General features: G+C 59.7%; 13 protein-coding genes and 1 pseudogene. 4 read left to right on the forward strand and 10 right to left on the reverse strand.

Annotation, left to right across the window (positions count from 1 at the left end):
• Nucleotides 1-5: 5 nt before the first annotated feature.
• The 5 genes from QTL94_RS15995 to QTL94_RS16015 all read right to left on the reverse strand — a co-directional run bounded on the left by QTL94_RS15995 (nt 6) and on the right by QTL94_RS16015 (nt 3557).
• On the reverse strand, nt 6-770 hold the full coding sequence (locus QTL94_RS15995; RefSeq protein WP_289802537.1) for an amino acid ABC transporter ATP-binding protein: 765 nt from the start codon (nt 768-770) through the stop codon (nt 6-8).
• Between the two features lie 48 nt (nt 771-818).
• Complete coding sequence (locus QTL94_RS16000) at nt 819-1460, reverse strand: amino acid ABC transporter permease (RefSeq protein WP_289802538.1); 642 nt, start codon at nt 1458-1460, stop codon at nt 819-821.
• Nucleotides 1461-1472: 12 nt separating this feature from the next.
• On the reverse strand, nt 1473-2141 hold the full coding sequence (locus QTL94_RS16005; RefSeq protein WP_065693528.1) for an amino acid ABC transporter permease: 669 nt from the start codon (nt 2139-2141) through the stop codon (nt 1473-1475).
• A 27-nt stretch (nt 2142-2168) separates the two neighbouring features.
• On the reverse strand, nt 2169-2618 hold the full coding sequence (gene aroQ / locus QTL94_RS16010; protein ID WP_289802539.1) for a type II 3-dehydroquinate dehydratase: 450 nt from the start codon (nt 2616-2618) through the stop codon (nt 2169-2171).
• Nucleotides 2619-2726: 108 nt separating this feature from the next.
• Nucleotides 2727-3557, reverse strand: a complete 831-nt coding sequence (locus QTL94_RS16015) for a transporter substrate-binding domain-containing protein (RefSeq protein ID WP_065693529.1) — start codon at nt 3555-3557, stop codon at nt 2727-2729.
• A gap of 254 nt (nt 3558-3811) precedes the next feature.
• On the opposite strand from QTL94_RS16015, the gene QTL94_RS16020 reads away from it, so the two are divergent.
• Nucleotides 3812-5707 (forward strand): bifunctional sugar phosphate isomerase/epimerase/4-hydroxyphenylpyruvate dioxygenase family protein, encoded by a 1896-nt coding sequence (locus QTL94_RS16020; protein WP_289802540.1) that lies wholly within the window; start codon nt 3812-3814, stop codon nt 5705-5707.
• 22 nt (nt 5708-5729) lie between these two features.
• Here QTL94_RS16020 and QTL94_RS16025 read toward each other — a convergent pair whose 3' ends face one another.
• The 5 genes and pseudogenes from QTL94_RS16025 to QTL94_RS16045 form a co-directional block, all read right to left on the reverse strand.
• Nucleotides 5730-6404 carry a GntR family transcriptional regulator gene (locus QTL94_RS16025; protein ID WP_289802541.1) on the reverse strand — a complete coding sequence of 225 codons (675 nt, stop codon included), beginning with the start codon at nt 6402-6404 and terminating at the stop codon, nt 5730-5732.
• A 99-nt stretch (nt 6405-6503) separates the two neighbouring features.
• Complete coding sequence (locus QTL94_RS16030; RefSeq protein ID WP_113522366.1) at nt 6504-7172, reverse strand: GntR family transcriptional regulator; 669 nt, start codon at nt 7170-7172, stop codon at nt 6504-6506.
• Nucleotides 7173-7470: 298 nt separating this feature from the next.
• Nucleotides 7471-7818: a CAP-Gly domain-containing protein gene (locus tag QTL94_RS16035; RefSeq protein ID WP_065693533.1), complete on the reverse strand. Its 348-nt coding sequence runs from the start codon at nt 7816-7818 to the stop codon at nt 7471-7473.
• A gap of 147 nt (nt 7819-7965) precedes the next feature.
• Nucleotides 7966-8736, reverse strand: coding sequence for a phosphodiester glycosidase family protein (locus tag QTL94_RS16040; RefSeq protein WP_289802542.1), 771 nt, complete (start codon nt 8734-8736; stop codon nt 7966-7968).
• Between the two features lie 349 nt (nt 8737-9085).
• Nucleotides 9086-9864: pseudogene (locus QTL94_RS16045) on the reverse strand (tetrahydrofolate dehydrogenase/cyclohydrolase catalytic domain-containing protein).
• 181 nt (nt 9865-10045) lie between these two features.
• Here QTL94_RS16045 and QTL94_RS28335 point away from each other — a divergent pair.
• From QTL94_RS28335 to QTL94_RS16060, 3 genes are read left to right on the forward strand one after another with little or no spacing between them, the layout of a single operon-like run.
• Nucleotides 10046-10492 (forward strand): substrate-binding domain-containing protein, encoded by a 447-nt coding sequence (locus tag QTL94_RS28335; RefSeq protein ID WP_354666061.1) that lies wholly within the window; start codon nt 10046-10048, stop codon nt 10490-10492.
• A complete protein-coding gene (locus QTL94_RS28340) occupies nt 10473-10982 on the forward strand; it encodes a substrate-binding domain-containing protein (protein WP_354666062.1) in 510 nt (169 codons plus the stop codon). The genes QTL94_RS28335 and QTL94_RS28340 overlap by 20 nt, the downstream gene beginning before the upstream one ends.
• Before the next feature lie 3 nt (nt 10983-10985).
• Nucleotides 10986-11210 (forward strand): hypothetical protein, encoded by a 225-nt coding sequence (locus tag QTL94_RS16060; protein WP_289802543.1) that lies wholly within the window; start codon nt 10986-10988, stop codon nt 11208-11210.
• The last annotated feature ends 417 nt before the right edge of the window (nt 11211-11627 follow it).

Raw genomic sequence — 11627 nt, forward strand, 5'->3', positions numbered from 1 at the left:
GGTCATCAGTTGCGCAGAATCTCGCCGAGGAATTTTCGGGTTCGCTCATGCCGGGGATTGGTGAAGAACTCCGATGGCGGCGCTTCCTCGACGACGGCACCGCTCGCCATGAAGATCACCCGATCGGCGACCTGACGGGCGAAGCCCATTTCATGGGTCACGCAGATCATCGTCATGCCTTCGTCGGCGAGCCCGATCATCGTGTCGAGCACTTCCTTGACCATCTCCGGATCGAGGGCCGAAGTCGGTTCGTCGAAGAGCATCACCTTCGGCCGCATGCAGAGCGCGCGGGCAATGGCTACTCGCTGCTGCTGGCCCCCTGAGAGTTGCAGCGGATATTTCTCGGCCTGCTCGAGGATCTTGACGCGGTCGAGAAGGGTGCGGGCGCGTTCTTCGGCTTCCGCCTTGCTGACGCCAAGCGCGCGCATTGGTGCCAGCATGCAGTTCTGCAGCACGGTCAGGTGCGGAAACAGGTTGAATTGCTGAAACACCATGCCCACTTCGCGGCGAACCGCGTCGATCGCCTTCGCCTGGTTTCCGAGCAAAATGCCACCGACCCGGATTTTGCCCTTCTCGTAGGCTTCGAGGTGGTTGATGCACCGGATCAGGGTCGACTTGCCGCTGCCAGAAGGACCGCACAGCACGATCCTTTCGCCCTTGCGAACCGACAGGTTGATATCGTGCAGGGCTTGAAACGCGCCGTACCACTTTTCGACCCGTTCCATGGTGATAATGGTTTCTGCGGCTTGGGACTGGGCAGCATTGGTCATCGGTAGTCTCCACGTGCTTGTGTCAGGGTCGAGCGGGATCGGAGGCGATCAGCGCGCCGACGCGGCAAACCGTCGTTCCAGGCGTGCGCCGAGGATCGTCAGCGGGCAGCACATCAGGAAGTAAAGCGCGCCGACCACGCCGAAGACGGTCAAGGGTTGAAAGATCTGGTTGGAGATGATGTTGCCGGCGCGCGTTAGCTCGGTGAAGCCGACGATCGATGCGAGCGACGTGCCCTTGATCAACTGAACCAGGAAGCCGATCGTGGCCGGCAGCGAAATGCGGAGCGCCTGTGGAAGAATGATATCCTTCATGCGCGAGACATACTTGAGGCTGAGCGCCTTGGCGGCTTCCGTCTGTCCTCGCGGGACTGCCTCGATCGATCCGCGCCAGATCTCGCCGAGATAGGCGCTGGCGTGAAGGGTGAGGCCGATGGCGACGGCGAGCCAGGCATCGAGCTTCAGGCCGATCAGCGCAAGTCCGTAATAGACCACGAATAGCTGCATCAGCAGGGGCGTCCCCTGGAAGACGGCAATATAACCGGACGTGATGCGCTCCAGCAGCGGGCTACCCGAGGTCCGGGCAAGTGCCACGCCCAGGCCGGCGATGCATCCGCAGACGAAGCCGATTGCCGACAGGACGACTGTCCATTTCAAACCGATCAGCAGGAAAACGAGTTCTTCATTGCCCATGGAAATCGCTCCCTACTTGACGGGGTAGGTGAAGTAACGCGCCGAGAAGAACGAGAAGAGGCGCATCATCAGCCAGGAGATCACGAGGTAGAAGATCGTGACGGTGAAATAGACTTCGAAGCTTCGGAAGCTGTCGGATTCAATGCGCTGGGCAACCGATGTCAGCTCGTAGGCAGAAATTGCCGAGGCGATGCTCGTCGAGAGTGTCAGAAGGACGAACTGGCTCGTCAGCGAGGGGTAGATCGCCCGCAATGCCGGTTTCAGGATGATCAGCCGGAAGACCTGCGCCTTATGCAGACCGAGCGCCAGGCCGGCCTCCATCTGTCCCTTCGGGATCGACTGGACGCCGCCACGAATGATCTCGATGGCGTAGGCGCCGCCATTGATGCCGAGTGCGATGATTGCCGTCGGCGTCGGATCCAACCTGATGCCGGCGAGGGGCAGGGCGAAGTAGATGAAGAAGATCTGCACCAGAAACGGCGTGTTGCGGATCAGTTCGACAAATCCGATGACCAGCCAGCGCATCCACTTGATGTGGGAGTCGCGCAGGGCAACGCCGCCGATGCCGATGATGATCGCGAGCAGCATTCCCGAGATCGCCAGCAGGAAGGTGCCGAGACAGCCCATCAGCAGGGTCGGCAGACCATCGATGACAGGCGTGAAGTCCAATTTATAGTCCATGCGGATTTCTCCGGCTCAAGTTCGTCTTCAATGCGCCGCGCGCGTGACCATTCCGGCCATGGCCTGGATCGCCAATTCGTATCCGTCGGCACCGAAGCCGATCATGATCGAGGTTGCGATGCGTGAGATCAGCGAGTTGTGGTAGATGCTCTCGCGGGCATGCACGTTCGAGATATGCAGCTCGATCTTCGGCGGGGCGAATGTCTTCAGCGCATCCAGCAGCGCAATGGATGTGAAGGTGTAGGCAGCGGGATTGATAACGATGCCGCACGCCTCGTTGCGCGCCTGATGAACGCTTTCGACCAGTTCGCCTTCGAAGTTCGTCTGTCGGAAGTCGACGTCGAAGCCAAGTGACCGAGCCTTGGCGATGCATCGCTCGCGAATGTCATGAAGCGTCGTGGTGCCGTAGATCGCCGGCTCGCGTTGACCGAGCAGGTTCAGGTTCGGGCCGTTGAGTACAAAGATCGTCTTGCTCATCATCACGCTCCTCGCCGCAAGCCGAGGCTCGTCCGGCGGCATGGTATCAGCGTTGGCGGGCATCGTTGATGCCCGCCTCGGCGGTCCGTAGTGTCAGGGTAGAAAGGCTCAGTTCACGGTGAACGGAATGCCGTCCAGGGTCGCGGGGAACTCAGGAACCGGAACCTTCATCCACTTGTCGTAGACCTTCTTCAGCTCGCCGTTTGCCTTGATCTTGTCGATGAAGGTGTTGAGCGCCGCGTTGATTTCCTTTTCACCCAGGCGCGTGCAGGCGCCGTTGTAGAGTTTCTGGAACTCGAGCTTGTTTTCGAACTCGCCCGGGCGGGCCTTTTCGACACGATCCATGTAGAAGATGTTGCCACCGAGGGTATCGACCTGGCCGGAGGCAAGTGCTTGCACGCTGGCGGCATCACCGTCGTAGCGGCGGATCGTCGTGTTCGCAGGCGCGTTCTTGGTGACCTGCGTATCCTGGGCAGCGCCCTTGGCAACGCCGACAGTGAATTTGGCCATGTCAGCGTTCGTCTTGATCTCGGCCGACTTCGGCCCGATCAGCACGATCGCGTTGGCCACATAAGGCTTGCTGAACTGGACGGCCTTTGCGCGATCCGGAAGCATGGCCATGGTTGCGAAGAGAACGTCAACGCGGCCCGTCGTCAGCGCGGGAATGCGGTTGTTCACTTCAAGCGGGACGAATTCGACCGGAACGCCGAGCTCCTTGCCGAACAGCGTCGCGATGTCGGCATCAAGACCATCCTGCTTCCCAGCGCTGGTCACGAAACCCCACGGCGGGTTGTCGCCCTGGATCCCGACCACAAGCTTGCCTTTGGCCTTGATCTCGTCGGGCGTGATTGCGCTCGCCGGCTGAGCCATGGCGACAGCGGCGACGACCGCGGCAGCGCCAAGCATGGCATTTCGGCGCGTCAGCATTGATTTGAACATTTATTCCTCCTCCGTTTGACGGTCCTTCGACCGGACAGCCATCCCTCACCAAATTGACTGTTGTTAATAATTGGCAGACCGGGACCGATAAATCAACATAGTTTTTCGAAATCATATGAGAATCCAATTTTCACCAACCGAATTGAAATATTCACGACATTCGTCATAATGACTGCAGGAGGATTTTGGCGGCGGCACCCAATCGTGCCGCCGGCCTTTCTCCTCATCACGCTGAAACGGGAAGGGCTGTGGCCATGAAGACCTCCATTGCGACGGTAACCATTAGCGGCGAACTGCCGGAGAAGCTTGAGGCGATCGCGCGCGCCGGATTTAAGGGCGTCGAGATATTCGAGAACGATTTTCTGGCGTTCGATGGCAGCCCGGCCGACGTCGGCAAGATGGCGAGGGCCCAGGGGCTCGAGATCACGCTGTTCCAACCTTTCCGAGACTTCGAGGGCATGCCGGAGCCGCTGCGGAGCCGGACCTTCGATCGCGCCGAGCGCAAGTTCGATGTGATGCAGGAGCTCGGCACCGACCTGGTGCTCGTATGCTCCAATGTTTCGCCAGCCTCTGTTGGCGGCATCGACCGCGCTGCCGCAGACTTCCGTGAACTGGGTGAGCGGGCCGCCAAACGCGGGCTGAGGGTCGGCTACGAGGCGCTTGCCTGGGGTCGCCATATCAACGATCACCGGGATGCCTGGGAGATCGTTCGGCGCGTAGACCACCCGAATGTCGGGCTCATTCTCGACAGCTTTCATTCTCTGTCGCGCAAGATCGACATCAACTCCATCCGATCAATCCCGAAGGAGAAGATCTTCATCGTCCAGCTCGCCGATGCTCCGCTGATCGATATGGATCTGCTCTATTGGAGCCGCCACTTCCGCAATATGCCTGGTGAGGGCGACCTGCCGGTTACGGCCTTCGCCGAAGCGGTCGCCTCAACCGGATATGATGGCTACTTCTCGTTGGAGATTTTCAACGACCAGTTTCGCGGAGGCTCCACGCGGGCGATCGCAGCCGACGGCCATCGCTCGCTGATCTACCTCGGAGATCAGGTGCGGCGCAGTTTGGGCGAGAACAGCCCGGTCGGTATTGCCATGCCGGAACGAGCCAAGGTCGAAGGGGTCGGGTTCGTCGAATTCGCGACCGACGAGGATGAGGCCGTCGGATTGGTTGGCCTGCTGGAAGCGCTTGGTTTTCGCAAAACGGCGGTCCACAAGACGAAGAAGGTCACGCTGTTCGAGCAGGGCGAGATACGGATACTGATCAACGTTGATCAGGCCGGGTTTGCCAACGCCGCCTATGCTGTTCACGGGACATTTGCCTACGCGCTTGCACTTGTGGTCGACGATGCAGCGAAGGCCTACGAGCGCGCGCTGGCGCTCGATGCTGAGCCATTTCGCCAGCCTGTGGTTGACGGCGAGCTTGAGCTTCCCGCGATCCGGGGCGTCGGCGGCGGTCTTATCTATCTGATCGACGACAACAGTGCGCTTGGCCGCTTCTCCGAGATCGACTTCGAGCCGGTTGCCAAGGACGGGGAGGCGCGGACCGCCGGGCTCATCCGCGTCGATCATATCGCGCAGACGGTCGCTTATGACGAGATGCTGACCTGGTTGCTCTTCTATACGTCGATCTTCGAGGCGACCAAGACGCCGATGGTCGATATCATCGATCCGAGCGGCGTGGTGCGTAGTCAGGTCGTCGAGAACACGAGTGGCGCACTGCGGATTACGATGAACGGTGCCGAGAATCGCCGAACCCTGGCCGGGCATTTCATTGCCGAGAAGTTCGGATCGGGCATCCAGCACCTGGCCTTCTCAACGGATGATATCTTTGTCACCGCAGAGGCCCTTCGGCGGCATGGTTTCAAGCCGCTGCACATCTCTCCCAACTACTACGACGATATCGAGGCTCGGTTTGGCCTTGATCCGGAGCTCACGGAGCGATTGAAGGCCGAAAATATCCTCTACGATCGTGACGAGCACGGCGAGTATTTCCAGCTCTACAGCGGGACCTATGGGGAGGGCTTCTTCTTCGAGATCGTCGAGCGCCGCGGCTATCGCGGATATGGTGCGCCGAATGCGATTTTCCGGATCGCCGCTCTGAAAAAGCAGATGCGGCCGGAAGGCGTACCGAAAGACGCCGCGTAGGAGGACGAGCGCCGGGTGGGTCTCAGGGGATGCGGCCGCTTTTCAGCACGTGTTCCACGCCGCTTTGCACGTGTCGCCGCACGACCTCTCTTGCGCCTTCAACATCCCGTTTGATGGCAAGTTCGAACAGGAGCTTGTGATCGTCGACGACAGCCTTGCCTCGGAAGCTCTGGGCGAGCATGTGATAGCGGAGAAAGCGGTCGAAGACGGACGATAGCGTCGTCATCAGCGTTGCCGAGTTGCAGGCGGAGACGATGGCCTGGTGGAACTCCCAGTCGTATCGGACCCAATCGATGGTCCGGGAGGCATCGCCAGCCAGCAGGTTCTTTTCAGCTGCCGCGAGCTTGTGATGGGCGGCCACGATCTGGCCTTCCCACTCGAGATTGCCGGCAGCAAAGGCAAGACCGATCGCATGCGTTTCCAGCACGATCCTGAGGTCGGCAAGCTCGATCAGTTCTTTCCGTGAGGCCGGGCTGACCTCGAAGCCGCGCTGGCCTTCCGCAATCACCAGATTTTCGTTCGTCAGGCGACTGAGGATTTCGCGCAGGGACGAGACGCTGATGGAATAGCGCTCCTTCGCCTGCTCAAGCTTTATCTTGGCGCCCGGCGGCAACGCGCCCGAGATGATGTCCTGCCGGATCTGCCGGAAAACGACATCACCGACCGTCTCGGTCGATTCCACTACACGCTTGAGCATGGCCCCTCCTGGTTCGCTACACAATACAACGGCGGAACCGAAAATGTACAACAGGATGCACTTGATATGATGATTTCGCCATTGGCGTCAGGTCATGCGCTACGAAAGCGAGCCCTTTGCCAAGGCGTGTTCGACGCCGCCTTGAATATGCAAGGCGAGAACCCGCTTGGCCGTATCGCCATCGCGCTTCAAGGCCGCGTCCAGCAGTTGCTGATGCTCGTTGGCGGCGACATCGCCGCGATAGGAGAGGGCTACCATCTGGTATCGCAGATACTTGTCGAAGACGGCAGAGTGGGTCTCCATCAATAGTTTCGAACCGCAGGCCGAAATCAATGCCTGGTGAAACTCCCAGTCATAGCGTTTCCAGTCCTCGGCTTTCGTGGTGTCGCCCGACGCCATCACCTTCTCCATGCGGGCCAGCTTGTAGTGCGCCGACACGAGGCGCGCTTCCCATTCGACCTCGCCATAGGCAAAGGATTGCTCCAGCGCATGGGTTTCCAGAAGCAGACGAAGTGCCGCGATCTCCTTGAGATCGGCGACCGACATCGGAGAGACCTCGAAGCCACGCTGACCTTCGGCAACGACAAGGCCTTCCGAAGACAGACGGTTGAGGATTTCGCGCAGGGTGCTGATGCTCGTCTCGTAGGATTCTTTCAGGCTTTCCAGCTTCAGCTTCTGCCCGGGAGCCAGCCTGCCGAAAATGATATCGGCCCTAATGCGGCGGTAGCCGCTCTCGGCAATGGTCTCGTTCGTGATTTCCTGCAGCACCGGCGCGTCTCTCTGAGATTTTTACGATCGTCCTATATAGCGCCAGAATGCTGCGTCATTCAATTGCGGCGATCATGAAGGAGCAAGCCGATTTTCTCACACAAATGGTGCGAGCGTCGGGTTCATTCGTTGAGATACGCGAGGGGACCGAGATGATCAAAGGGACGGTCACGTGATCTCGTGGCAGCAACTTGACGTCAATCCGTCGCCCGACCCCATGCTAAAGTTCATGGCAGTCGCGTCCTAGCGTGGTGTCTACAGCAACGCGGCCATCAATCAAGGTCTGTGTCGACCGCGCTCAGACCTTTTCCGTCTTCTTGACCTTCACCTTGGGTTCGACAGGAGCATCAGGCGTGGGGTTCAGCAGCTTGCGCAGAGACGAGATCTTGTCTTTGACGAGCGGGCGGAAACGTGTCGCGCGAAACGGCATGTCGGCGGCGCCATATCCTTCCGGCCCGTCATCGTTGCCGCGATGCAGCTCTTCCAGCTTCACACCGAAGAAGGTGCCGTCGATGTAATGCGTGTATTCGCCGACCCAGCGCAGCGTATAGATCTCGCCCTTGCGGATGCCCTGGTCGATGCTGACGTGCTTGAACGTATCGTCGATACAAACGACCTTCTGGCCAACGTGAAAATCGTAGCTCATCGTCTCTCTTCCCTTTCGGCGACGCTATCAGGCACGTCTTTGCAGCAATCGCGTCGGCGCGGCAATCATCTGATCTCGAATTGAGACGAGAGCAGGGCGCCCGCGGCATCAAGCAGACGAGCGCATCTCGCAATCCCACGGATAGGCTCATCGCTCCACGAGGCCCAAGATAGGGCCGAAACCGCCATGCAGGGACATGTCGTTGCGCTCCAATGCAGGAGCGTAAATGCCCACGCCGCCGCCGCCGTCGAGAAACAGGGCATTGGTACATTTCAGCTGGTCGCGAAACAGTCGCGCGAAATCATGAAAATTCACAGCGTCTTCGCTGATTGCGAAGCGAACCGTGCCCCCGCACTCACCTACGCCGCTGCGGCGGGTTCTGTCTGATGAGCCCGGGATAAAGATCGGGTTTAACCTATTCTCGATGACAAGAAGCGGGCCGGACTGGGTGGCGAAACGCACATCGAGCCCACGCTTCAGATAATCATCGGTAGGGAGTATCCCAGCACCTTGCTCCTGAACAAAGAACACGCCGTTGGGCTTCCTGTAGAAGTTCGGCACGACGGAGCCCGTCATTTGTGCCGTATTGGCGGGTCGCAGCTCATGGCCATTTTCGATGTAGAGACCCAGCGGCGAGAAGTCGGGAAGGTACATGCCGGCATTGACCGCAAAGGTCAGTGTCCGCCCTTCTGCGCGAACGGCATCGGCAACATTTGAAAAATAGCGGTAGGGCTCATCCTCGCCATTCTTCCAAAACAATCGCAGCTCGGCCTTTCCCGGTTCCCACGTACAGACGATGAAGCGGGTCTCCTCAAAGGTCTGCGGTTCGCATGGTTGGGCAAGAGCTGAAGACAGGGACACCACCGGCGCCGCAAGCAGCATGGCCGCGATGAAAAAGCCTAGCCCGGCAAGGCCCATCGGAGCTCCCCTCGTTCTCGGTGCAGACGCGTCTTCGTTTCCGTCGTCAGCGCGTCGCATCGACCGCAGATGATCCGATTTTGGCGAGGTCACCGCAAAACAGACAATGTTCGTTTTGCAGTGACCTCTTGATGATTAGGCAAAGTAATCATCCGCAAACATCGTAGCCGTTGCAGGAGATTCGGAAATTTCCCAATTGCAGCAATCCACACATTCTTTGGAGGTAATGCAGCATCAGCATACACTCCAAAGTGTCAGAGGCGCCATCACAAAGAGCTTCGGTCGCTTGAGCGAGGATCTCTGCGCTTTCGACGAAAGGGTGTCTTTCCGCTTGATACGAACGACGCGGCTATCCGAACTTGGGCGGCTTGATGCCGGCCGCGCGATACGCAGCCGTGACTGTGTTGGCCATCAGCATCGCTATGGTCATCGGCCCGACACCGCCCGGAACGGGCGTCACGGCCCGGCGACGGCCCGGCTTTCTTCGAAGGCAACGTCGCCCACGAGGCGTGTCTTGCCGTCAGATTCTCCGGGCACAAGGACACGATTGATGCCGACGTCCACGACCGTCGCGCCCGCCTTGATCCAATCCGCCGTGACCATATGGGGACGCCCAACCGCGGCGACGAGAATATCGGCGCTCCGGCGGATGGCGGGCAGATCCCTGGTCCGGGAGTGAGCGGTCGTTACCGTCGCATTCGCCGCCAGAAGAAGTGCGGACATCGGCTTGCCGAAGAGGTTCGAGCGCCCGACTACAACGGCGTTCAGGCCCGAGAGATCGCTTCCGTGAACGCTGCGCACGAGCACCATCGCCCCGGCGGGCGTACAGGAGACGAACCCGCTGTCGAGATCACCGGTGGCAACCTTGCCTGCGTTGACGACATGCAAGCCATCGACATCCTTGGCGGGACTGACGGACTGCGTAATCTGCTCGCCATCGAGATGTGCCGGCAGCGGCAGCTGAACCAGAACGCCATGAACTGCGTCATCGGCGTTCAGGCGCGCAACAAGCGCTTCGAGTTCGTCCTGGGGCGTCGTGGCCGGGAGAGTGTGTTGCGTCGATGCGAAGCCGCATTCCTTCGCCATCGCATTCATCATCTCCGTTCTCAACAACGGCCTCAGGATCATGGGTGTCGCCCAGGAATGGCAGATCGTCGTCACCGGAATCATCATCATCGTCGCCGTCTTCGTCGACATGGTTCTTCGCAAGCAAAGGTGAGTGGGGAGGGCAATTCCACAGAAACACACGCATGAAGGCGAATTCCGCCTCCGAAGAGCGGCATCAACAAAACCCACTGGAGGAGAAGACATGAAGAAGACCACATTGATTTCGGCACTCGCTCTCGGCCTTGCGGCGAGTGCTTCGGCGCCAGGCTTCGCAGCGGAGCCCTATTTCGCGATCATCTCGAAGGGCTTTCAGCACCAGTTCTGGCAGGCCGTGAAGGCCGGCGCGGAAGAGGCCGCCAAGAAGAACGGCGTGACCATCACCTTCGAAGCCCCTGAGACCGAGACGATGATCGACAAGCAGATCGACATGCTAAACGCTGCGATCGCCAAGAAACCGCAAGGACTTGGCTTCGCAGCACTCGACTCCCAGGCCGAAGTGCCGCTGCTGAAAAAGGCGCACGAAGCCGGGATCCCGATCGTCGCCTTCGACTCTGGCGTCGACAGCGACCTGCCTCTCGCCACCTGCTCGACGGATAAACCTGAAGGCGGCCGCAGCAGCCGGCGAAAAGATGGCCGAGGCTATCGGTAAGAAGGGCGAGATCGGCATGCTCGTCCACGACCAGACGAGCCAGACCGGCATCCAGCGCCGTGACGGCTTCAAGAACGAGATCGAGAGCAAGTCTCCCGACATCAAGATCGTCGACATCCAGTATGGCGGCGACCCGCTCGTCGCGACGGAAAGCGCCAAGGCTATGCTTGCCGCCCACCCTGACATCAAGGGGATCTTTGCTTCCAACGAGGGGTCCGCGATCGGCCTGCTGCAGGCGGCACGCGAAGCAAAGTCCAAGATCATCGTGATCGGCTTTGATTCCGGTAAGCAGCAGAAGGCGGCGATCGTCGACGGCTCGGAGTATGGCGCGATCACCCAGAACCCGGTCGGCATCGGCCAGTGCGTCGTGGATTCGCTTGCCAAAGTAAGCAAGGGCGAGAAGCTGGAAAAAGTGATCGACACCGGATTCTACTGGTACGACAAAAGCAATCTGGCCGACGCCAAGGTGGCGGCGGTGCTCTACGATTGATGAATGCGTCCCGCCGCGCGCGGCGGGACCTTACTCTCCAGCGGCACCTCCAACCCGCTGACCTGGGACGGCGCACGGATCAAGGAGTTCTCCGATCCGATGCGCCGTCTCATGGGGATCGAACAGGGGCGGCGTTCGGAACGCGTCGACGCGTTTTGTTTGGTGCAGCTACTGCTGCCCGCTAACGAGGACGATCCCCCGCAATCACGCCGGAAGCTCCGGCAGTGAAGGCGATCGCTCAAGGGCTCATCCAGAATGAGTACCCCGAAAATTACACCACTTGGGAGGCGATATACCGATTGAGCAGCCAAAGCCATATGAGGAACCTGATTGCCGGTGGTTCTGAGACAGGCCGTGGATCGTTTTCAATGACTTCTGCCGGGATGGACGCAATGCTGACTTTGGTCGCGGCGAAACCGCCCGGGTTGGGTCCCGTGCTTCAGCGCCCTTTGGGGCCATGGCGGTCTGCCGATCCATCCTGGCAGGAAAGGCGGCGCGCGCACCAATCTAAGTGGCCAAGTATTAAGGAAGGCAGACAAGCTGTCAATCGGCACCCAAAACTGACCCCATATCGGCGTCCAATTTTGACCCCCTTGCTCTGTAGATCAGCGCTTGGCCTGCCCGGCGCTGGCCGGGGTTGCAGAG

This window comes from Rhizobium sp. S96, assembly GCF_030382195.1.
Taxonomy (GTDB): domain Bacteria; phylum Pseudomonadota; class Alphaproteobacteria; order Rhizobiales; family Rhizobiaceae; genus Rhizobium.